At 62.1% G+C, this 19,680-nt stretch carries 22 protein-coding genes; 15 read left to right on the forward strand and 7 right to left on the reverse strand.

Annotated elements, in window-relative coordinates; all coding sequences use genetic code 11:
• The first annotated feature begins 104 nt into the window (after positions 1-104).
• The 3 genes from ACW9H9_RS25380 (at position 105) to ACW9H9_RS25390 (ending at position 2,554) form a co-directional block, all read left to right on the forward strand.
• A complete protein-coding gene (locus ACW9H9_RS25380; RefSeq protein ID WP_457346002.1) occupies positions 105-725 on the forward strand; it encodes a TetR/AcrR family transcriptional regulator in 621 nt (206 codons plus the stop codon).
• A 180-nt stretch (positions 726-905) separates the two neighbouring features.
• Positions 906-1,961 carry a diguanylate cyclase gene (locus ACW9H9_RS25385; protein ID WP_457346003.1) on the forward strand — a complete coding sequence of 352 codons (1,056 nt, stop codon included), beginning with the start codon at positions 906-908 and terminating at the stop codon, positions 1,959-1,961.
• A gap of 80 nt (positions 1,962-2,041) precedes the next feature.
• On the forward strand, positions 2,042-2,554 hold the full coding sequence (locus tag ACW9H9_RS25390) for a DUF1003 domain-containing protein (RefSeq protein ID WP_457346005.1): 513 nt from the start codon (positions 2,042-2,044) through the stop codon (positions 2,552-2,554).
• 12 nt (positions 2,555-2,566) lie between these two features.
• Here the strand turns inward: ACW9H9_RS25390 and ACW9H9_RS25395 are convergent, their stop codons facing one another.
• A complete protein-coding gene (locus ACW9H9_RS25395; protein WP_457346007.1) occupies positions 2,567-2,902 on the reverse strand; it encodes a DUF2025 family protein in 336 nt (111 codons plus the stop codon).
• A 231-nt stretch (positions 2,903-3,133) separates the two neighbouring features.
• Here ACW9H9_RS25395 and ACW9H9_RS25400 point away from each other — a divergent pair, with 231 nt between their 5' ends.
• From ACW9H9_RS25400 to ACW9H9_RS25415, 4 genes are all read left to right on the forward strand, one after another.
• Entirely contained in the window at positions 3,134-4,261 is a 1,128-nt protein-coding gene (locus tag ACW9H9_RS25400; RefSeq protein WP_457346008.1) for a glycerophosphodiester phosphodiesterase, read from the forward strand.
• Between the two features lie 81 nt (positions 4,262-4,342).
• Positions 4,343-4,648 carry a PepSY domain-containing protein gene (locus ACW9H9_RS25405; RefSeq protein ID WP_457346009.1) on the forward strand — a complete coding sequence of 102 codons (306 nt, stop codon included), beginning with the start codon at positions 4,343-4,345 and terminating at the stop codon, positions 4,646-4,648.
• Positions 4,649-4,799: 151 nt separating this feature from the next.
• Positions 4,800-5,822, forward strand: a complete 1,023-nt coding sequence (locus ACW9H9_RS25410) for a transporter (protein ID WP_457346010.1) — start codon at positions 4,800-4,802, stop codon at positions 5,820-5,822.
• A gap of 207 nt (positions 5,823-6,029) precedes the next feature.
• Complete coding sequence (locus ACW9H9_RS25415) at positions 6,030-7,586, forward strand: inorganic phosphate transporter (protein ID WP_457346044.1); 1,557 nt, start codon at positions 6,030-6,032, stop codon at positions 7,584-7,586.
• Between the two features lie 42 nt (positions 7,587-7,628).
• On the opposite strand, the gene ACW9H9_RS25420 is transcribed toward ACW9H9_RS25415, so the two are convergent.
• On the reverse strand, positions 7,629-8,531 hold the full coding sequence (locus tag ACW9H9_RS25420; RefSeq protein ID WP_457346012.1) for a LysR family transcriptional regulator: 903 nt from the start codon (positions 8,529-8,531) through the stop codon (positions 7,629-7,631).
• Between the two features lie 112 nt (positions 8,532-8,643).
• On the opposite strand from ACW9H9_RS25420, the gene ACW9H9_RS25425 reads away from it, so the two are divergent.
• Together ACW9H9_RS25425 and ACW9H9_RS25430 are read left to right on the forward strand one after the other, a co-directional pair.
• Positions 8,644-9,402, forward strand: coding sequence for an SDR family NAD(P)-dependent oxidoreductase (locus ACW9H9_RS25425; RefSeq protein ID WP_457346014.1), 759 nt, complete (start codon positions 8,644-8,646; stop codon positions 9,400-9,402).
• A gap of 51 nt (positions 9,403-9,453) precedes the next feature.
• The gene (locus ACW9H9_RS25430) at positions 9,454-10,362 is read left to right on the forward strand and encodes a LysR family transcriptional regulator (RefSeq protein ID WP_457346015.1); all 909 of its coding nucleotides are present in this window, start codon (positions 9,454-9,456) and stop codon (positions 10,360-10,362) included.
• Here ACW9H9_RS25430 and ACW9H9_RS25435 read toward each other — a convergent pair.
• Entirely contained in the window at positions 10,349-10,789 is a 441-nt protein-coding gene (locus ACW9H9_RS25435; protein WP_457346016.1) for a multidrug/biocide efflux PACE transporter, read from the reverse strand. The two genes, ACW9H9_RS25430 and ACW9H9_RS25435, sit on opposite strands and share 14 nt — an antisense overlap.
• Positions 10,790-10,878: 89 nt before the next feature.
• Between ACW9H9_RS25435 and ACW9H9_RS25440 the strand changes: the two genes are divergently transcribed.
• Entirely contained in the window at positions 10,879-11,733 is an 855-nt protein-coding gene (locus tag ACW9H9_RS25440; RefSeq protein WP_457346017.1) for a LysR family transcriptional regulator, read from the forward strand.
• A gap of 19 nt (positions 11,734-11,752) precedes the next feature.
• Here ACW9H9_RS25440 and ACW9H9_RS25445 read toward each other — a convergent pair whose 3' ends face one another.
• Complete coding sequence (locus ACW9H9_RS25445) at positions 11,753-12,589, reverse strand: LysR family transcriptional regulator (protein ID WP_457346018.1); 837 nt, start codon at positions 12,587-12,589, stop codon at positions 11,753-11,755.
• 110 nt (positions 12,590-12,699) lie between these two features.
• Between ACW9H9_RS25445 and ACW9H9_RS25450 the strand changes: the two genes are divergently transcribed.
• The gene (locus tag ACW9H9_RS25450) at positions 12,700-13,428 is read left to right on the forward strand and encodes an SDR family oxidoreductase (protein ID WP_457346020.1); all 729 of its coding nucleotides are present in this window, start codon (positions 12,700-12,702) and stop codon (positions 13,426-13,428) included.
• A gap of 3 nt (positions 13,429-13,431) precedes the next feature.
• On the opposite strand, the gene ACW9H9_RS25455 is transcribed toward ACW9H9_RS25450, so the two are convergent.
• On the reverse strand, positions 13,432-13,908 hold the full coding sequence (locus tag ACW9H9_RS25455; protein ID WP_457346022.1) for an SRPBCC family protein: 477 nt from the start codon (positions 13,906-13,908) through the stop codon (positions 13,432-13,434).
• Positions 13,909-14,066: 158 nt separating this feature from the next.
• On the opposite strand from ACW9H9_RS25455, the gene ACW9H9_RS25460 reads away from it, so the two are divergent.
• Genes ACW9H9_RS25460 through ACW9H9_RS25470 form a run of 3 tightly spaced genes read left to right on the forward strand, consistent with a single transcriptional unit; the run spans position 14,067 to position 16,080 of the window.
• A complete protein-coding gene (locus tag ACW9H9_RS25460) occupies positions 14,067-14,582 on the forward strand; it encodes a GNAT family N-acetyltransferase (RefSeq protein WP_457346023.1) in 516 nt (171 codons plus the stop codon).
• A 42-nt stretch (positions 14,583-14,624) separates the two neighbouring features.
• Positions 14,625-14,879 carry a helix-turn-helix domain-containing protein gene (locus ACW9H9_RS25465; protein WP_457346024.1) on the forward strand — a complete coding sequence of 85 codons (255 nt, stop codon included), beginning with the start codon at positions 14,625-14,627 and terminating at the stop codon, positions 14,877-14,879.
• Positions 14,872-16,080: a type II toxin-antitoxin system HipA family toxin gene (locus ACW9H9_RS25470; protein WP_457346026.1), complete on the forward strand. Its 1,209-nt coding sequence runs from the start codon at positions 14,872-14,874 to the stop codon at positions 16,078-16,080. The genes ACW9H9_RS25465 and ACW9H9_RS25470 overlap by 8 nt, the downstream gene beginning before the upstream one ends.
• 50 nt (positions 16,081-16,130) lie before the next feature.
• On the opposite strand, the gene ACW9H9_RS25475 is transcribed toward ACW9H9_RS25470, so the two are convergent.
• On the reverse strand, positions 16,131-16,610 hold the full coding sequence (locus ACW9H9_RS25475) for a GyrI-like domain-containing protein (protein ID WP_457346028.1): 480 nt from the start codon (positions 16,608-16,610) through the stop codon (positions 16,131-16,133).
• A gap of 196 nt (positions 16,611-16,806) precedes the next feature.
• Between ACW9H9_RS25475 and alaC the strand changes: the two genes are divergently transcribed.
• On the forward strand, positions 16,807-18,018 hold the full coding sequence (gene alaC / locus ACW9H9_RS25480) for an alanine transaminase (RefSeq protein WP_457346030.1): 1,212 nt from the start codon (positions 16,807-16,809) through the stop codon (positions 18,016-18,018).
• 286 nt (positions 18,019-18,304) lie between these two features.
• On the opposite strand, the gene ACW9H9_RS25485 is transcribed toward alaC, so the two are convergent.
• On the reverse strand, positions 18,305-19,657 hold the full coding sequence (locus ACW9H9_RS25485) for a GntP family permease (protein WP_457346031.1): 1,353 nt from the start codon (positions 19,655-19,657) through the stop codon (positions 18,305-18,307).
• Positions 19,658-19,680: the final 23 nt, after the last annotated feature.

Consider the following 19,680-nt stretch of genomic DNA (forward strand, 5'->3'; position numbering starts at 1 on the left):
CGGAACCCTTGAGTTTATTGGGTTCCTGTCCTCAGGTCGGGATTGCAACAAAATCCGGAACAAGTAAACTACCGAGTGTAATTTCCCCCAGGAGTTTCCCCCCCATGACGGCCCCTCAACGCCTCACCGACCGTAAACGCGAAGCCATCGTGGCCGCGGCCATTGCCGAATTTCGCGAACACGGTTTCGAGGTCACCAGCATGGACAAGATCGCCGCCACGGCGGGTGTCTCCAAACGCACGGTGTACAACCACTTCCCCAGCAAAGAAGAGCTGTTCGCCGAGATCCTGCATCAGTTGTGGGCCAACAGCGTGGCGCAATTGGACGTGACCTACGCCAGCGACCGCCCCCTGCGTGAGCAACTGCGCGGGCTGCTGGAGGCCAAGATGAAGATGATGTCGGACGCCAACTTCCTGGACCTGGCGCGCGTGGCCATTGCTGCCACCATTCACTCTCCGGAGCGCGCGCAAGACATGGTCAACCGCCTGAGCAAACGCGAGGAAGGCTTTACCCAGTGGGTCCGCGCGGCCCAGGCGGATGGTCGTCTGAATTGCACCGACCCGGGGTTTGCGGCGCATCAGATACAAAGCCTGCTCAAAGCGTTTGCGTTCTGGCCACAGATCACCCTGGGCCAGCCGACCCTGGACGCCGCCGCCCAGGCGAAGGTGATCGAGTCGGCCATCGACCTGTTTCTGGCGGGCTACGCGGTGCCTTCCCGGCACTGAGCCTGTCTCAAAAACGACATGTCCGTCGTTTTCCGTCTTATTCCCGGCGTTTTCGTTGCGAATGGCCTGAAAGGACACTGATTATTCCCACACGAATAACTGACAATATTGCCCCGTATCATCGGCCCGTGGTGTGCTCGATCACCCGCACCGTCGCACCTGCAAAAGACCCAGGAATCTATGGAAAACCAACGAGGCAAAGGGCTTTCATTTGCCAAGCGTATCTACGGGCCAAGGAGCATCGGCCTGGGCATCGGCTGCTTGAGTGTCATCGCGTCGCTCTACCCGCTGGCCATGCCCGGCTGGGTCTGGGCGCTGTTGCTGTTCAATGGCTACGTCTGGGCACACTTGGCGTATCAGCTGTCGAGCCGCGCCGAATACCCCTACAAGGCCGAACGAAGAAACTTTCTATACGACTCGCTCTGCGGCGGTTTCTGGGCCGCCGCCACGCAGTTCACGCCGCTGACGGCCGTCACCTTGCTGTCGATGATGACCATGAACAACGTCGCCGCCGGCGGTAAACGCCTGTTTATCCATGGCGCGCTGGCGCAAGGGGTGGGCATCGGGGTGGCCTGGCTGCTCTTTGGCATCCACTTCAACCCACAGGTCAGCCTGATTCAGGTGTACGCCTGCCTGCCGATGCTCACCTTGTACCCCATGGTGCTCGGCCTGGTCTGCTACCGCCTGGCAATCAAACTGGCCGAGCACAAGCGTGCCTTGAGCGCGCTGAGCCGCACCGACAGCCTCACCGGCCTGCTCAACCATGGTTCCTGGAAAGACCTGCTGCAGCTCAAGTTTCATCACTGCGAGCAACAGCATGCACAGGCCACCATCGCCCTGATCGACATCGATCATTTCAAACAGATCAACGACACCCACGGCCACATCATCGGCGACACGGTGCTGCGCGAACTAAGCCAGGAGCTCAAGCGCAACCTGCGCGAAAACGACCTGGCCGGGCGGTATGGCGGTGATGAGTTCTGCGTGATCCTGCCCGACATGCCCCAAGACCAGGCCGCGCAGGTCATGGAGCGCATGCGCGAAGTGTTCAGCAATTACCGCAACCCGCAAATCCCCGAACTGCGGGTGAGCTTGAGCATTGGCCTGGCGGCGTTTCAGCCCGGATTTACCGACGCCGCCATGTGGCTCAATGCGGCGGACCGGGCGCTGTACGCGGCCAAGGACACCGGCCGCAACCGGGTGCAGGTGTGTGATTGGGTGAGCGCCCAGGCCTGAGGGCGCGGTGTTCTTCATGTGCCAGCCTAAAAGCCCGGTCTATAGTGAGGCACTTTCTGTTGCCCACTATTGAGCCTGCCATGACGCCCGAAAAACCCGACACCGATCACCTGCGTTTTCACCGCGCCCACGCCCACCTGGGCCCTACATTCGGCAGTGATGCCTTTGCGCTCAAAGCCGAAGCCTTCGCCCGTTTCTTTGGCACGCCCACCTTTCTGGGCGCGCAAACCCTCATCGTGGTGTTGTGGGTGGCGTTGAACATGACCGGCGTCACTCATTTCGACGTGTACCCGTTCATCCTGCTCAACCTGGCCTTCAGCCTGCAATCGGCCTACGCCGCGCCGTTGATCCTGCTGGCGCAAACCCGCCAGGCGGCGCGTGACAAAGCGCAGTCCGATGCAGACGCCCAACACCGTGAAGCCCTGGCCGTCGCCAACACCGAACGCCAGGCCGAGGCCGCGCAGACCACCGCACAGCTGCTTGACTTGCTGGAGCAAAACACCCGCCTCACGGAAATGACGCGCCAACTCACCGAACGCGTCGAAAGCCTGACCCGCGAACTGCACGATCAGTTCGTGCGCAAGCCCCAGTAACCCCGCGGGGCCTCAGCGCCCGTCAGGCAGCACCACCCGGCGCACCGCTGTGATTTGCGCAAGGTCCACACGGCGCGTGTACACCCGCAGCGGTTCGGTCAGGTTGAGGCGCTCATCGATGTTTTGATCGAGCAGCAACTGAATGCGCTCGCGGGACAGGGTCATGGTCTGGTCGCGCTCGGGTTGCCAGACAAACTCGGCCACGGGGATGATCCCCTCGTCGGCCACGTCCATCCCAAAAGCGTCTTCGCTGAACCGCACGAGGTATTGCCCCGTCTTGCGGTTCAAGCCCACAAAGCCGTTGAGTTGGTCGGCCGCCTGGCAGATACGTTCAGAAGTGATGCGCATGGTAAACCTCGCTGAAAAGTCCCACAGGGACTGAAAAGATGGTTTACACGCGAGGCAGGAAAACATGCCCTCTGACGGGGCAAGTGGGGTCAAGGGTACTGCAAAGCCCGCCATAAAAGCGCAGAAAAATGGCGCATGTACACGTTAATGTCGGTTTGGTGATGGCGCCTTTCGCAATCCCTTGTTAAAAAGGAGCCCTTCTCAAGCTACCTCCACGAAAGGACTTCGCATATGCCTGTCACGTTTACCAAGAGTGCCCTGCTGCTGGCCCTGATGCTCGGCCTTGGCCACGCACAGGCGGCAAGCCCTATCAGCCCGGCGGAAATGGCCACCAACGAGGGCATTCCCTACCCTGCGGTGATTGCCCACCGGGGCGCTTCCTACGACGCGCCGGAGTCCACCGCCGCCGCCTACAAGGTCGCACGCGACCTGGGCGCCGATTACCTGGAAATGGACCTGCAGCGCAGCAAGGACGGCGTACTCTTCGCCCTCCACGACAACAACCTGCAACGCACCACTGACGTGGCCACCAAATTCCCCGACCGCAAGGACGCCCCGGCCAACGAGTTCACCTGGGCCGAACTGCGCACCCTGGACGCGGGCAGCTGGTTCAACGCCGCCTACCCCGACCGCGCCCGCCCAGGTTTCGTCGGCCTGAAGATCCAGAGCCTGGATGAAATCATCAAGATCGCCGAAGGCAACCCGCAGCACAAACCGGGCCTGTACATCGAAACCAAAGAGCCCAAGCAATTCCCGGGCATTGAAGCCGACCTGAAAAACAAGCTGCTGGACAAAGGCTGGCTGAGCTCTGCCGGTTCCAAACTGGGCAAGAGCAACACCGGTGTCGGCCAGGGCAAAGGCCGCGTAGTGCTGCAAACGTTCGAGAAGGACAGCCTGAAAAAACTCCAGGAAGAAATGCCCAACACCCCGAAAATCCTGCTGTTGTGGGTGGGTGCTGGCAGTATCGAGCCCAAGTCCACCGTGGCCTTCGCTGATTCCGGCGAGCCCACCAAGGCGGCCTACTACGCCAAGCAAGAACCAAAAGACGACGCCGAGTTTGAAAAATGGGTGGACGAGGCCAAGAGCCTGGGCGCCATCGGCACCGGCCCTTCGGCCGAGCTGACCCACCATGGCGACCAGAGTTACACCGACCTGGTGAAGCCGGCCATGAACCAACTGACCCACGACAAGGGCCTGCTGGTGCACGTGTACACCGTCGATGAACCGGTGGACTTCAAGAAAGTGATGGACGCGGGCGTCGACGGCATCTTCACCAACCGCGCCGCCGAGCTGCTGAAATTCTACAAACGCTGGCCGTCGTCGAGCGTCCAGGACCTGCTCAAAGACAACGGCTACTAAGGCAACGGGCCATTAAGGGTGAGTTAAGTTGCGCTGGTTAATCTGGCGCTACTTAATCAGCTCACCCCCAAGGACCCACTCATGAAAACCCTGACTGCCTTGTTTGCCGCAACCGCCCTGACCCTCACCGCAGGCCTGGCCCAGGCCGATGTACGCCCGGACCAGATCCCGAGCCTGCTCAAGTCCGGCGCCATCATGGACTTCGAAAAACTCAACGCCGCCGCCCTGGCCAAACACCCCGGCGCGACCCTCATCGACACCGAGCTGGAAGACAAGGCCGGGCGCCTGGTGTACGAAACCGAACTGCGTGACACCAGCAACGTGAAATGGGACGTCAAGCTCGACGCCAAGACCGGCGAGGTTCTGGAAAACAAGCAAGACACCTGAGTAATTCCCTGCAAAAGACCGCGCTGGCACCCCGCCAGGCGGTCTTTTTTTGCGCCGCCTCAAACTGTCACAAAACCGTCAAATACGCTTGCCATGATGCGCTCAAGTGAACCTGTGAAACCTCCTACAGGCACTTTCCCTGCGAGCCTCCATGAACCACAACATCGACCACAGTCATCAGGACTCCGACCTGTTTGGCTTGCTTTACGGTTTCCGCTTTCGCCCTGGCGAAAAAGGCGAACAGATCGACTCCGCCACCGCGCTCGCGGCCTTGCAGCACCCCGGCGACCCCGACGAGTTTCTGTGGCTGCACCTGAACCTGGCCCACGCCGCGTGCGAGCGCTGGATGAAAACGCACCTCACCCTGCCAGAAGAGTTCTTTGAAGCGCTGCACGAAGGCTCACGCTCCACCCGCATCGAACACGTCGACGCAGCCTTGCTGGCGGTGGTCAACGACGTGGTCTTCAACTTCAGCAGCATGGTGTCGTCCGACATTTCCACCCTGTGGGTGTGCGCCCGCAGCCGCTTGCTGGTCAGCGCCCGCCTGCAACCGTTGCACTCGGTGGACAAGCTGCGCTCCTCGGTCAAGGCGGGCGAACAGTTCCGCTCGCCGCTCGAACTGCTGGTGCACCTGCTGCGCGACCAGGGCGAGGTGCTGACGCAAATCGTGCGCAAGACCAGCATGAGCGTGGACCTGATCGAAGACGAACTGCTGTCCTCGCGCCTGTCCACCAACCGCGCCGAACTCGGCGCCGCCCGCCGCGTACTGGTGCGCCTGCAACGCCTGCTGGCGCTGGAGCCGGGCTCGTTGCTGCGCCTGCTCAACCGCCCGCCGCAGTGGCTGCAAAAAGAGGACGTGAAAGAGTTGCGCAAATCCACCGAGGAGTTCGCGCTGATCATCAACGACCTCACGGCGCTGGGGGAGCGGATCAAACTGTTGCAGGAAGAAATCGCCGCCAACCTGAACGAGCAAAGCAACCGCACCCTGTTCACCCTCACCGTGGTGACGGTGCTGGCGTTGCCGATCAACATCATTGCCGGTTTTTTCGGCATGAACGTGGGCGGCGTGCCCCTGTCCACAGACCCTGAGGGGTTCTGGATTCTGGTGGCGCTGGTGGCCACGTTCACCTTGATCGCCGGGCGCTGGGCGTTTCGCAAGCGTAAGGATTACTGACTCGGCAAGCCCCCTCCTACCGGCGTTTGAGCGCTGAATGCGCTGAGGGGGCAAGGGCAATTCCACAAACACTGACGTGCCGCAGTATCTCTGTAACATTGTGCAATGAATATAGACGACATCCTTCCCAACACTGGATGTCCCGGCATGGCCACCCCCTCCCTGAGCGCTTCCAACCCCGCTGTCGCGACCGACCCCAAACCCAGGATGGACAAAAAGCCCGGCCTGTTGACGGTGATCGTGTTCTTCGCCGTGCTCGCCATGGGCCTGCTGTTTACCGCCTACAGCCTGATGCACGACATGCACGAACTGGGCACGGTGGTCACCACCTGGACCCCGTTCCTGCTGCTGGGCGTGGCGCTGCTGATCGCCTTGGGTTTTGAGTTCGTCAACGGTTTTCACGACACCGCCAACGCCGTCGCCACGGTGATCTACACCAACTCCCTGCCGCCGCATTTCGCGGTGGTGTGGTCGGGCTTCTTCAACTTTTTGGGCGTGCTGCTTTCCAGCGGCGCAGTGGCGTTTGGCATCATCGCGCTGTTGCCGGTGGAGCTGATCCTGCAAGTCGGCTCATCGTCAGGGTTTGCGATGATCTTCGCCCTGCTGATCGCCGCCATTCTGTGGAACCTGGGCACCTGGTGGCTGGGCTTGCCGGCCTCGTCGTCGCACACCCTGATCGGCTCGATCATTGGCGTGGGCGTGGCCAATGCGCTGATGCACGGGCGTGATGGCACCAGCGGTGTGGACTGGGGCCAGGCGATCAAGATCGGTTACGCCTTGCTGCTCTCGCCGCTGATCGGTTTTGTGTTCGCCGCCCTGCTGTTGCTGGCCCTGCGCGCGTTTGTCAAAAACCGCTCGCTCTACAAGGCGCCCAAAGGCGACACCCCGCCGCCATGGTGGATTCGCGGCCTGTTGATTGCCACCTGCACCGGCGTGTCGTTTGCCCACGGCTCCAACGACGGCCAGAAGGGCATGGGCCTGATCATGCTGATTCTGGTGGGCACCCTGCCCATGGCCTACGCGCTGAACCGCACCATGCCGGCTGACCAATCGCTGCAATTTGCGGCGGTGGCGCAAGTGACCCAGGCGGCGCTGGTCAAGTCGGCACCGCAACCTGCGCCCGCCGACTCGCGCCTGACCCTGTCGACCTATGTGCGCACCAAGCAAGCCACCCAGGACCTGGTGCCCGCCCTCGCCGACATCACCGGCCATATCGGTGAAGAAGTCAAAAGCTACGGCTCCCTGGCCAAAGTGCCGGCCGAAGCCATGGGCAACGTGCGTAACGATATGTACCTGACCAGCGAAACCATTCGCCTGATGGACAAGGGCCAGGTCGGCAACTTCGACGCCGACACGCAAAACAAGCTGCAACTGTTCAAGCAACAGATCGACAACGCCACCCGCTTCATTCCGCTGTGGGTGAAGGTCGCCGTGGCCATCGCGCTGGGGCTGGGCACCATGGTGGGCTGGAAGCGCATTGTGGTGACCGTGGGCGAGAAGATCGGCAAAAGCCACCTGACCTACGCACAAGGCGCGTCGGCAGAAATGGTAGCCATGCTGACCATCGGTGCGGCGGACATGTACGGCCTGCCGGTTTCCACGACCCATGTGCTGTCCTCGGGCGTGGCGGGCACCATGGTGGCCAACGGCGGCGGCTTGCAGATGCGCACCATCCGTAACCTAGTGATGGCGTGGGTGCTGACGCTGCCGGCCGCGATCGTGCTGTCGGGCAGCCTCTACTGGCTGTTCACCCAACTGTTCTGACCCCAGCGTGCGGGGGCCGACGCACCGGCCCCCGCCCGGGTTTCAAGGCTGCAACCGGGCCTGCAAGGTGGCCGCCATCCAGTCCATGAACACCCGCACCCGCAACGGCAAATGCCGCTGGCTGGCGTACAGCATCGACACATCCAGCGCGGGCGCCGGGTAGTCCGGCAACACCGCCACCAACTCCCCCCGGGCCAGCCACTCGCGCACCCCGAGCAACGGCATCTGCGCCAGGCCAAACCCGGCCAGGCAGGCTGCGTGATACGCGTCGGTGCTGTTGACCGTCACCCGGCCCGCCATCGGCACCCGGTGCACCTTGTGGCCCTGCTGGTATTCAAACCCCGCCGAGCGTGCGCCCAGCGGCCGCACGTAATGCACCAGCTGATGCACGGCCAGGTCCTCCAGCGTCTGGGGCACGCCATGGCGTTGCAGGTACGCGGCACTGGCGCAATTGACCACCGGCATGCGGCACAGCAGCCGCGCCACCACCGACTGGTCCGGCTGCGCGCCCACCCGCAACACGCAGTCGAACCCTTCGGCGAGCAGGTCCACCTGACGGTCGCTGCTGCTCACCTCCAGCTCGACCAGCGGGTGGCGGTCCATGAAGCCCGGCAACTGCGGCAGGATCAGCTCGCGTGCCAGCGCATTGGGCATGTCCACCCGAATGCGCCCGGCCAACTGCGCTTCGTCCTGGCGAAACAGCCCTTCCAGTTCCTCCATGTGCGCGAGCAAATCCTTGCTGCGCTCGTACAACACCCGCCCGTCCTGCGTGGCCTGCACCCGGCGCGTGGTGCGCTGCAGCAACCGCGCGCCCAGCAGCTCCTCCAGCGCCTGCACATGCTCAGACACGGTGGAGCGCGGCAGGCCCAGGCTTTCGCCCGCCTGGGTAAAACTCGACAACTCGGTGACGCGCACAAACGTGCGCAGCAGCTCCAATTTGTTCATGGGATTGTTCGCCCTATCCGGCCAGTCATTCTGGTTTCAGGCGGTTTATCACGTTATTGGCGGACAAATACACTTAATTCCACCGTCAATCACCGGCATCGAGGATTTCACCATGACCCGCAAAATCGCACTCATCACCGGCGCCAGCCGTGGCCTGGGCAAAAGCGCAGCGCTGCACCTGGCAGCCCAAGGCGTGGACATTATCGGCACCTACCACAGCGCCGCCGACCAGGCCCACGACGTGGCGGCGCAGGTTGAAGCGCTCGGCAGGCGCGCGGTGATGCTGCAACTGGACGTGAGCAAAAGCGGCGTTTTCGACGGGTTTGTCGCCCAGGTTCGCACCGCACTGAACGATGTATTCGCACAGGACCACTTCAACTTTCTGATCAACAACGCGGGCATCAGCCTGCACGCCAGTTTCGCCGACACCCGCGAAGAGCAGTTCGACCAACTGGTGGCGATCCACTTCAAGGCGCCGTTTTTCCTCACTCAAAAACTGTTGGGGCTGATAACCGACGGTGGCCGCATTATCAATATCTCCACGGGCCTGGCGCGTTTCAGCCTGCCGGGTTACGCGGCCTATGCCTCGATGAAAGGCGCGGTGGAAGTGCTGACCCGCTACCAGGCCCGGGAACTGGCGCCGCGTGGCATCACGGTGAACACCCTGGCCCCCGGCGCGATTGCCACCGATTTCAGCGGCGGCATGGTGCGTGACAACAAAGAGGTCAACGCCACGGTCGCCAGCTACACCGCCCTGGGCCGCGCCGGTTTGCCGGACGACATCGGCGGCGCCATCGCCAGCCTGCTCGCCGACGGCAGCCACTGGATCACCGGCCAGCGGGTCGAAGCGTCTGGCGGGATGTTCCTGTAACACGTTCTCGGCTAGCATCAATGCTTTCGGATCACTGACAGGCAATCACCGATGAGCTTTGACCCTGCACTGGCCGGCGGCATGGGCGTACTGGGGGCCGTGGTGGACAGCGGCAGTTTCGCCCGCGCCGCCGACAGCCTGGACATGACACCTTCGGGGGTCAGCCGGGCCATTGCCCGGCTGGAGCAACGCCTGGGCATTCGCCTGTTCGACCGCACCACGCGCTCGGTGCAATTGACCGACGAAGGCCGACGCTTCTACCAGGAAGTCGCCCCGCTGCTGGCCAGCCTGGAAGAGGCCGCCAGCGCCGCGGCCGACAGCGCCCACACCGTGCGCGGACGCTTGCGGGTCAATATCGACCCGTACTTCTCGCGCCTGGTGCTGGGGCCCGTGCTGGGCCAGTTCATGAGCCGCTATCCGCAATTGCACCTGGACCTGCACACCCGCGACCAACTGGGCGACCTGGTGGCGGACGGGTTTGACCTGGCGATCCGCTTCGGCATCCCGCAGTCGTCTTCACTGATCGCCCGCAAATTACTGGAAGTACGGATCCTGACCGTGGCGGCGCCCGCTTACCTCGAACGCCACGGCCGCCCCGCTCACCCGTTGGACCTGGAAGACGGCCAGCATGTGTGCATCGACTTTCGCGACTCACAGACCGGCCGCCCATTTGCCTGGGAATTCCACCGGCCCGGCGAGCAGCTCACCGTCGCCACGCGCGGCCGTCTGGTGGTCAACGACGCGGGAACTTTGTACAGCGTCTGTGAGCACGGCCATGCCGTGGCGCAAATGCTTAACCTGGGCCTGGCGCCCGCCCTCGCATCGGGGGGCCTGGTGGAGCTGTTTCCCGACTGGCCCGACGAGCGTTTTCCGCTGTACGCCTTCTACCCTTCGCGGCATTTGCCAGCGGCCAAGGTGCGCGCATTCCTGGACTTTGTGGCGGCCCTTACGCCTGGCTGAACACGCGTTTGTGTACGAGCCGCTCGCGCAGCGCGTCATAGCCCCAGTGATACAGGTAGGTGTAGGGCAAAAAGAACAGCAGCACGCCGATGTCGAGGATAAACGCCTGCACCAGGCTGATGTTCAGCCACGCGGCGATCAGCGGCACGCACACCAGAATCAGCCCGCCTTCAAACATCAGTGCGTGCAACACGCGGGTCCACACGCCACCGGACAACCGCAGGCGCGCCTTCAGGCGGTCGAACAAGCCGTTGAAAATGACGTTCCAGGTCAGCGCAATCAGGCTGATGGCCAGCGTGACCATGCCCATTTCCAGGGCCGGCTTGTCCATGATCCATGCCAGTAACGGCGTGCAGATCAACAACGCCAGGCCCTCAAACCCGATGGCCTGCAACACACGTTCGGTAATCGACTTGGTAGGGGTCATGCCCTGTGCTCCATGAGTGACGACGGTTGCCATCATTACCCCTCTACTCGATACTTCATAACCATTAACCATCGAGAAAGGCGATAGTCATGGCGTCCCACGAAGTGTTGCAAGCGTTTGTGCAGGCCGCCACCCAAGGCTCGTTCTCGGCGGCGGCGCGCAAGCTGGGCAAGAGCCAGTCCACCGTCAGCGCGGCGGTGGCGAGCCTGGAGATTGACCTGGATGTGGTCCTGTTCGACCGCAGCAGCCGCAAACCCACCCTGACCCCCGCCGGGCACGTGCTGTTACAGCGCGCCGAGCAGGTGCTGGAGGCCAGCAGCCGCTTGGCGTTGGCCGCCAGCCAGTTGGCCCGGGGCCTGGAACCCAAGCTGACCATCGCCATGTCCGACACTTACCAGTCGGGCCAGTTTGAAGTGGCCTTGCGCGCCTTTGAACAACGCTACCCGGACCTGGAGCTTGAATGCCTGATTGCCGAGTGCGAAGACCTGATCGCCCTGGTCCAGAGCGGCCGCGCGCACATCGCGTTCATTGAACGCCAAGATGTCTACCCACCGGACCTGACCAAAGCGCCGATAGAAGAACGCACCGAACTTGCGCTGTTCGTGGCCCCCGGGCATCCGCTGGCAAACCTGCCGGACATTGGCCAGCACACCCTGGAACAGCACCGCGAGTTGCGCCTGGCCAGCATCATCAACCCCAACGACAACCGTGGCACCGGCCGCGTCTGGTCGGCGCCCAGTTACCTGATGCTGATGGAAATGGCCCAGTTGGGTTTTGGCTGGGCGCCGCTGCCGCGCTGGCTGGTGGGGCAGTTTGGCGGCAACCGCCTGCAAGAGATCCAGGCCCGGGGCTGGCCAAGGTCGGTGGCCGTGGACGCGTTGTGGTCACGCCAGCAGCCCCCTGGCCCGGCGGGGAGCTGGCTACTGGCCAAAATGCTCGAATAAGCGCCGGCCGAGGCCGCGGTCAGGCGGCGGACAACTGCGGTGGGCGGTTGTTCTGGAAGTACTCATGCAAGGTCCGCATGGCCGCAAGCTCCAGGGCCTGGGCGGCAAAACACAAGCCCACTCGCCGCGTCGGCGCCGGCAAGTGCCAGGGCCGAACCACCACACCCGCCCGCTGCGCCGCCAGCGACTGCGGCACCATGGCCACGCCCACGCCCGCGGCCACCATCTGCAACGCCTGCCGCAACGACCCCGCATGCCCGGCCACCGCCTGGGGCGAGCGCCCGTACAAGGCCATCAACCGTTGGTGCGAATCATGCTGCGGGCAGGTGATCCAGTCTTCGATAGGCGCCCAAGCCTGCGCGCCCTCGGCCATGGGGTGGGACGCAGGCAGCGCCATCACGTAGGACTCTTCCCAAAGCGGCAGGAACAATTCGTCTTCGCACACCCGTTCTTCTACCGCCAGGCGCCCTTCACCTTCGCAGCCTTCCTGCAACGTCAGCAACAACCCGGGCAGCCCCTGGTGCGCCATGCGCAGGAAGGTTTCGATGTGGCTGTCGGCAATGTCGCCGTCCACGCCCAGCGCCAGGGTGATGCGGTTTTCCCGCCCGCGAAACAGTCGGCTCAACGCCTCGGCTTCGGCCACCATGCGCCGCGCCTGGGGGTACAGCACCCGGGCTTCATCGCTCACCTCTACGCCCCGGGGCTGGCGCACAAACAGCGCCACGCCCAGTTCGTCCTCCAGCTGTTTGATGGTCACCGACAAGGTCGGCTGGCTGATAAACAGGCGTTGGGCCGCCGCCGTGATGTTGCGTTCCTCAAACACCGCGAGAAACGCCTTGAGATGGCGCACATCCATAGCTAATACCGATAGCAGACAGAGGAATAAGGCATTTTTCAGCCAACCAGCGTGCAAATATACTGCGCTTCACGTTTTGTTATTTGTTTTTCTTATCTCAGGAGTTTCCCATGAGCAAGCCACTGATCATCATCACCGGCGCCAGCTCCGGCATTGGCGAAGCCACCGCGCGCGTGCTGTCGGCCGCCGGTCACCCGCTGTTGCTGCTGGCCCGCCGCATCGACCGCCTCAATGCACTGGCGCTGCCAAACACCCTGAGCCGTGGCCTGGACATCACCGACCGCGCCGCCCTGGTGGCCGCGGTCCAGGAAGCCGAAGCCCAGTTCGGCCCGGCCGATGCGTTGATCAACAATGCCGGTGTGATGCTGCTGGGCAGCGTCAGCGAACAAGACCCGGCGCAGTGGGAGCAGATGTTCGACGTCAACGTCAAAGGCCTGCTCAATGGTATTCACGCCGTGGCGGCCGGTATGGTCGAGCGCAAACGCGGCACCATCATCAACGTGGGCTCGGTGGCCGGGCGCAAGACGTTCCCCAACCACGTTGCCTATGTCGGCTCCAAGTTCGCGGTCCACGGGATTTCGGAAAACCTGCGCGAGGAATTGTCGCCCAGCAACGTGCGCGTCATCACCATCGCCCCGGGCGCGGTGGAGACGGAACTGCTCAGCCACACCACCGACGATGCGATCAAGACCGGCTACGAAGCCTGGAAACAAAATGACATGGGCGGCATCGTGCTCAGTCCCGACGACGTGGCAGCGGCGATTGCCTATGCCTACCAGCAGCCGCAGCACGTGTGCATCCGCGAAATCGTCCTGGCCGCCACGCGCCAGCAGCCTTGACGGTCAGTCCGCCATGCCGGTGGTGACCAACGCCACCAACCGGTCCAGGCTCTGGCCCCAGCCCTCGTGAAAGCCCATGGCTTCGTGGGCCTGTTTGTCTTCGGCGTTCCAGTGCAAGGCGCGTGCGGTGTACAGCGTCTTGCCGTCGACGTCTTCCAGCGTCACCACGGCGGTCATGAACGGCTTGCCCGACGGTAGCCAACCGGGCCTGAAGGCATCGGTGAACACCAGCCGTTGCGGTGCGACGATCTCCAGGAACACCCCTTGATTGGGGTATTCGGTGCCATCCGGGGCGCGCATCAGCGTACTAAACTGGCCGCCGCCCCATAGGTCCATTTCGCACTCAGGCGTAGTCATGCCGTGGGGGCCCCACCATTGCTGCAACAGTGCAGGCTCCGTCCATGCCCGAAACACACGGCTGCACGGTGCATCGATCAGGCGGCTGATGGACAGTTCAAAGTCAGCGGGTTGCTCGTTCATGAACAGACTCCTGTTTTTTAGTGTTGTCAGGGCTCGGACTGTCCACTATGGCCGCAGATTCGCGCGTCGCGAAAATAACCGACGAGCAGCAGACGAGCCTTTTCCTACAACAAACCGGCTAGAATCCGCGCTCTCTTTGCAGCCCTTCGGACACGCCGATGCAAACCCGCCTTGTCGCCTATGAAGCGCTGAACCCTGTGCAACAACAGCAATTGAGCGCCCTGCAAGTGCACCCCGAACAGCGGCCGTATTGCGGTGACATCGACTGCGCGCTCAACACCCTGCTGGTCAACCCAAGCCCCGGCGTCAGAGGCTTCGCACTGCTGGCCGACGACGCCCCCGTCGCCTTCTTGCTGCTCAAACGCCCGCCCTGCCTGCCCCACTGGGCCGACGAACACAGCGCCACGCTCCACGCCCTGCAAGTGGACCGCCGCGTTCAGGGCCAGGGCTTGGGCAAGGCCTGCCTGCAAGCCCTGCCCACCGCCGCACGCCAGGCCTGGCCGCAGATCCAGGCGCTGGAGTTGTCGGTGGACAGCACCAATACGGCGGCGATGGCCTTGTATGTGCAGCAGGGGTGGGTGGACAGCGGGGAGGCGTATAGGGGGCGGATCGGGTATGAGCGGCGGTTGAAGCTGACCTTTGGTCGTGCGCCGGTTGACGCGCTGCAAATGTAACGTATACATAACCTGATCGATAAAATGTAACGGTTACGCGACATGGACTTTTCAGTTTTGACCCAACGTATCGGCCAACAAGTGCGCTCGATGCGCCTGAACCGAGGTTACAAACAGGCAGAACTCGCTGCGCTTGCGGGGATTACCCGGCAAAAACTGATCGAAATCGAACAGGGCAGCCCTTCGGTGTCCATGAACGCCTACGCACGTATCTTTGCGGCCTTGGGCAGCGAGGTAAAACTGGTACCCGTCGTGATGCCGACGTTGGATGACGTCAAGGACTTGTTTAATGATTAGTCCCAAGCTACGCGTTCATACGCCGCAAGGCATCAGTGGTAGCGTTTTTACCGCGCAGGATGACTACATTTTCCGTTACCGCGACGAAGCACCGGCAAACAGCGCCGTCAGCCTGCTGATGCCTGTCCGCACAGAAGACTATCGCCATCGCGAACTGCATCCCGTTTTTCAAATGAATCTGCCAGAAGGCTTTGTGCTGGAGCAGCTTCGCAATCGCCTTGCCAAGACAGTGAAGGTCGATCCTATGTTGCTGCTGGCACTGTCTGGTAGCAGCGCGCCCATCGGCCGGGTATTTGTGTCTTCAGACCAGGTGAACGAACTGATTCACCGCAACAACCCTCCCGCAACAGGAGAAAACCTTGGCGAGATCCTCGCCTGGGACGGAGCGCAGGATCTGTTTGCCGACCTGGTAGACCGCTACATCCTGCGAGCTGGCATTTCAGGCGTGCAGCCCAAGGTTTTAGTGCCAGAACGCCCTGACACGGGCGAACAGAAATTCACCTCGAAAACCAACGACCTGATCATCAAAAGCGGGCGCGACGAGTTTCCGGGGCTGGCCATCAACGAATACCTGTGCATGTGCGTTGCCAAAGACGCCGGTATCCCCGTGCCGCCGTTTTATCTGTCACACAACCACAAGCTTTTCGTGATGCGGCGCTTTGACCGGGATGAACAGCTCAACCCGCTGGGGTTTGAGGACATGGCCACACTGATGGGCCTGTCGGCCGAGCAGAAATACAGTAAAAGCTACGCCATGATTGCCAAGGCGATCCGCCTTTACTGCCCGATCGAGCATCAACGCAGCTCCCTGGACCAATTGTTCGACAGCGTGGCGCTGAGCTGCATCGTGGGAAACGGCGATGCTCACCTGAAGAATTTCGGCTTGCTGTACAGCGACCCCACCCGGAACGACGCCCGACTCGCACCGGCGTACGACATCGCGAACACCACCGCTTATCTCCCCGACGATGCGCTGGCCTTGGACTTGGCGGGCAATAAATCATTTTTTGCCTCGCGCCTGGGCATTCTCGAATTTGCAAAAACCTGCGAAATCGAAAAGCCCCGCAATCGCCTCCAGGCGATACTGGCAACCCTGGAAGCGGTGCTCAAACGCGAAGACGATTACTGTCGATTGGCGCCGCAGGTGGCACAGGCCATTCGCCAGTCAGCTCAAGACTATCAACGCAGCTTTAGGGGCTGAGCCCCTGGGCCCAGCACCCGACGTGCACCTTGCCAGGATGAAGCCAGGTATCAAGCCTTCTCGACCGGCAACCAGACCTCCACCGTCCCACTGCCCTTCTGCACATTGAAATCGGCGCTATAACGCTCGAAATCCGCCCCCGCCACGCGGTAGCCGGAGTGCGGCAACCACTCGAACATGATCCGCTCGTAGGTCTGCGCCAGTGCCTGCACCGGGCCCGAATGGTTAAAGACCGCGTAATGGCGCGGCGGGATTTGCAGTGATTCGAAATTGCCCGGCACGTCGTTTTTGGACGGCACTTGCACCCCGGCGATGTAGTCGAATTCGCCGTGATCGGCGTTGAAGCATACGCCGTAGGTTATCCCGCCCACACGTGCCTTGATCTCTTTGATGCAAGTGTCAAACAGCTCCCACAACCGCGGGATGTCCCCCAGCGTGGCTTTTGAATAACGCCCTTTTACCCCGGCGATCACCAGGGCCTCGCCGTCTTCCATACGGGGTTGCAGCGCAAGATTCGCTTGTTGATTCATCTGAACACTCTCCTTGGGCCAGTGAACAAAACCGTGTCGAGTATAGGGGGCATATTCGTCCGTCGCCTCAAGCACAAATTTCTTACGCGCCATCTGGACAATTGGCCATCATCGACCGTATTGTCTGCCGCGCAGGCCACCGCAGTGGCCGACGTCGCTCGGACGGTTCCGGGCGCTTACGTACTTCGAGGCAACAATGGCAGACCCAGGTTCGCCGCGCCGCTTTGCGCGCATAGATCGACTCCCCCCTTATGTGTTCAACATCACTGCCGAGCTGAAGATGGCCGCCCGTCGTCGTGGCGAAGACATCATCGACTTGAGCATGGGCAACCCAGACGGCGCCACGCCACCGCACATTGTGGAAAAACTGGTGACCGTCGCCCAGCGTGAAGACACCCACGGGTACTCCACCTCCAAAGGCATTCCGCGTCTGCGCCGGGCGATTTCGCACTGGTACAAGGACCGCTATGCGGTGGACATCGACCCGGAAACCGAGGCCATTGTGACCATCGGTTCCAAGGAAGGCCTGGCGCACCTGATGCTGGCCACCCTGGACCAGGGCGACACCGTGCTGGTGCCCAACCCCAGTTACCCGATTCACATCTATGGCGCGGTGATCGCCGGTGCACAGGTGCGTTCGGTGCCGCTGATCCCGGGCGTGGACTTTTTCGCCGAGTTGGAGCGGGCCATTCGCGGGTCTATCCCCAAGCCGAAGATGATGATCCTGGGCTTTCCGTCCAACCCTACCGCGCAGTGCGTGGAGCTGGATTTTTTCGAGCGTGTGATCGCCCTGGCCAAGCAGTACGACGTGCTGGTGATTCACGATTTGGCCTACGCCGACATCGTCTACGACGGCTGGAAAGCCCCCTCGATCATGCAGGTGCCGGGCGCCAAGGATATTGCGGTGGAGTTTTTCACCCTGTCCAAAAGCTACAACATGGCCGGCTGGCGTATTGGTTTCATGGTGGGCAACCCGGAACTGGTCAGCGCCCTGGCCCGCATCAAGAGTTACCACGACTACGGCACCTTCACCCCGCTGCAAGTGGCGGCGATTGCGGCGCTGGAAGGTGACCAGCAATGCGTGAAAGACATTGCCGAGCAGTATCGCCAGCGCCGTAACGTGCTGGTCAAAGGCCTGCATGAACTGGGTTGGATGGTCGAGAATCCGAAGGCTTCCATGTACGTCTGGGCCAAGATTCCCGAGGCCTATGCGCACCTGGGTTCGCTGGAGTTCGCCAAGAAGTTGCTGCTGGAGGCCAAGGTGTGTGTGTCGCCGGGCATCGGCTTTGGTGAATATGGCGATGATCATGTGCGCTTTGCGCTGATCGAAAACCAGGACCGGATCCGCCAGGCCGTGCGCGGCATTCGCGCGATGTTCCGCGCCGACGGTTTGGTGCAAAAGGCCTGATTCTCGCCGGCGGTGGTCTCTCGTTCCCGTGCTCTGCGTCAAGCATTGGGACGCTGAGCGTCCCGGGCTGCATTCCCACGCAGAGCGTGGGAACGATCTGTAAGCGGTGACTTCTCGTTCCCACGCTCTGCGTGGGAATGCCTCTTGTGACGCTCTGCGTCACGCTTTTGGGCTCGGAGCCCCTCCCATACGGCTGCCCCTCGTTCTGACGCTCTACATGGGGACGTCGCTTGTGATGCTCGGTGTCCCGCGTTGGGACGCAGAGCATCCCTGCTCTGTCGATCGGTCAGACCACCAGTGACAGCAGCATGATAAAGACCAGCGCAACGATGGACAGGATCGTCTCCATCGCCGTCCAGGTCTTGAAGGTTTCTGCCACGGTCATGTTGAAGTACTGCTTCACCAGCCAGAACCCCGCATCGTTGACGTGAGACAGAATCAACGACCCCGCCCCCGTCGCCAACACCAGCAGCTCACGGTTCACCCCCGGGATCATCCCCACCACCGGCACCACGATGCCCGCGCCGGTAATGGTCGCCACGGTCGCAGAGCCTGTGGCCACGCGAATCACCGCCGCCACCAGCCACGCCAGCAGGATCGGGTTGATCTGTGCATTCACCGCCATGTGGCCGATCACGTCGCCCACGCCGCTGGTCACCAGCATCTGCTTGAAACCGCCACCGGCGCCGATGATCAGGATAATCGCGGCAGTAGGCGCAAGGCTGGCATCGAGCAGCTTCAAGATCTGCTTGGAACCGATGCCCTGGCGATGACCAAAGGTGTACAGCGACAGCAGCAACGCCAGCAGCAGCGCAGTGATCGGGTGGCCGATCATGTCCATCCAGTTGCGGATCGCGTGGCCGTCCGGCAAGGCAATGTCGGCAAAGGTCTTGAGCAGCATCAGGAACACCGGCAGCAGCACGGTGATCAGGGTGATGCTGAAGCTGGGCAGGGTTTTCGACTCGGGCTCGCGGGCCAGTTGGTCCACCAACTCCTGGGACGGGTTACCCGGGATGTGCTTGGCGATAAACGTGCCGAAGATCGGACCGGCGATGATCGCGGTCGGCAATGCCACGATCAGGCCATAGAGGATGGTCTTGCCGATGTCAGCCCCGAACACACCAATGGCCAGCAGCGGGCCCGGGTGCGGCGGCACCAGGCCGTGGACCGCGGACAGCCCGGCCAGCAGCGGGATGCCGATCTTGATCATCGACACGCCCGTGCGGCGCGCGACGATAAACACCAGCGGAATCAGCAGCACAAAACCGATCTCGAAGAACAGCGGGATGCCCACCAAAAAGGCGGCGAACATCATGGCCCACTGCACCTTATCTTTGCCAAACGCACGGATCAGGGTCTGGGCGATCTGATCGGCGCCGCCGGAGTCGGCCATCATTTTGCCGAGCATCGTGCCCAGCGCGAGGATGATGCCGACAAAACCCAATACGCCGCCAAACCCGTCCTGGAAGGCTTTGATGATCTTGTCCACCGGCATGCCGGAGGTCAGGCCCAGAAAACCGGCCGCGATGATCAGCGCAATAAAGGGGTGAACTTTGAAGCGGGTGATCAACAGGATCAGCCCGAAAATAGTGACCACTGCGTCGAGCAGCAGGTAGGACTCGTGGGACATGCCAAACATGGGGGTTCTCCTGTTTGTTGTTG

The sequence above is a fragment of the Pseudomonas sp. SDO5215_S409 genome, assembly GCF_054071325.1.

What these genes read in the sequence shown, in the direction of transcription:
- ACW9H9_RS25425 (WP_457346014.1), top strand. Translation starts at nt 8,644, where the DNA reads ATGACCCGCAAAATCGCACTCATCACCGGCGCCAGCCGTGGCCTGGGC.
- ACW9H9_RS25445 (WP_457346018.1), bottom strand. Translation starts at nt 12,589, where the DNA reads ATGGATGTGCGCCATCTCAAGGCGTTTCTCGCGGTGTTTGAGGAACGC.
- ACW9H9_RS25450 (WP_457346020.1), top strand. Translation starts at nt 12,700, where the DNA reads ATGAGCAAGCCACTGATCATCATCACCGGCGCCAGCTCCGGCATTGGC.
- ACW9H9_RS25455 (WP_457346022.1), bottom strand. Translation starts at nt 13,908, where the DNA reads ATGAACGAGCAACCCGCTGACTTTGAACTGTCCATCAGCCGCCTGATC.
- ACW9H9_RS25435 (WP_457346016.1), bottom strand. Translation starts at nt 10,789, where the DNA reads ATGACCCCTACCAAGTCGATTACCGAACGTGTGTTGCAGGCCATCGGG.
- ACW9H9_RS25395 (WP_457346007.1), bottom strand. Translation starts at nt 2,902, where the DNA reads ATGCGCATCACTTCTGAACGTATCTGCCAGGCGGCCGACCAACTCAAC.
- ACW9H9_RS25465 (WP_457346024.1), top strand. Translation starts at nt 14,625, where the DNA reads ATGGACTTTTCAGTTTTGACCCAACGTATCGGCCAACAAGTGCGCTCG.
- ACW9H9_RS25380 (WP_457346002.1), top strand. Translation starts at nt 105, where the DNA reads ATGACGGCCCCTCAACGCCTCACCGACCGTAAACGCGAAGCCATCGTG.
- ACW9H9_RS25430 (WP_457346015.1), top strand. Translation starts at nt 9,454, where the DNA reads ATGAGCTTTGACCCTGCACTGGCCGGCGGCATGGGCGTACTGGGGGCC.
- ACW9H9_RS25385 (WP_457346003.1), top strand. Translation starts at nt 906, where the DNA reads ATGGAAAACCAACGAGGCAAAGGGCTTTCATTTGCCAAGCGTATCTAC.
- alaC (WP_457346030.1), top strand. Translation starts at nt 16,807, where the DNA reads ATGGCAGACCCAGGTTCGCCGCGCCGCTTTGCGCGCATAGATCGACTC.
- ACW9H9_RS25405 (WP_457346009.1), top strand. Translation starts at nt 4,343, where the DNA reads ATGAAAACCCTGACTGCCTTGTTTGCCGCAACCGCCCTGACCCTCACC.
- ACW9H9_RS25400 (WP_457346008.1), top strand. Translation starts at nt 3,134, where the DNA reads ATGCCTGTCACGTTTACCAAGAGTGCCCTGCTGCTGGCCCTGATGCTC.
- ACW9H9_RS25475 (WP_457346028.1), bottom strand. Translation starts at nt 16,610, where the DNA reads ATGAATCAACAAGCGAATCTTGCGCTGCAACCCCGTATGGAAGACGGC.
- ACW9H9_RS25470 (WP_457346026.1), top strand. Translation starts at nt 14,872, where the DNA reads ATGATTAGTCCCAAGCTACGCGTTCATACGCCGCAAGGCATCAGTGGT.
- ACW9H9_RS25415 (WP_457346044.1), top strand. Translation starts at nt 6,030, where the DNA reads ATGGACAAAAAGCCCGGCCTGTTGACGGTGATCGTGTTCTTCGCCGTG.
- ACW9H9_RS25485 (WP_457346031.1), bottom strand. Translation starts at nt 19,657, where the DNA reads ATGTTTGGCATGTCCCACGAGTCCTACCTGCTGCTCGACGCAGTGGTC.
- ACW9H9_RS25410 (WP_457346010.1), top strand. Translation starts at nt 4,800, where the DNA reads ATGAACCACAACATCGACCACAGTCATCAGGACTCCGACCTGTTTGGC.
- ACW9H9_RS25460 (WP_457346023.1), top strand. Translation starts at nt 14,067, where the DNA reads ATGCAAACCCGCCTTGTCGCCTATGAAGCGCTGAACCCTGTGCAACAA.
- ACW9H9_RS25420 (WP_457346012.1), bottom strand. Translation starts at nt 8,531, where the DNA reads ATGAACAAATTGGAGCTGCTGCGCACGTTTGTGCGCGTCACCGAGTTG.
- ACW9H9_RS25390 (WP_457346005.1), top strand. Translation starts at nt 2,042, where the DNA reads ATGACGCCCGAAAAACCCGACACCGATCACCTGCGTTTTCACCGCGCC.
- ACW9H9_RS25440 (WP_457346017.1), top strand. Translation starts at nt 10,879, where the DNA reads ATGGCGTCCCACGAAGTGTTGCAAGCGTTTGTGCAGGCCGCCACCCAA.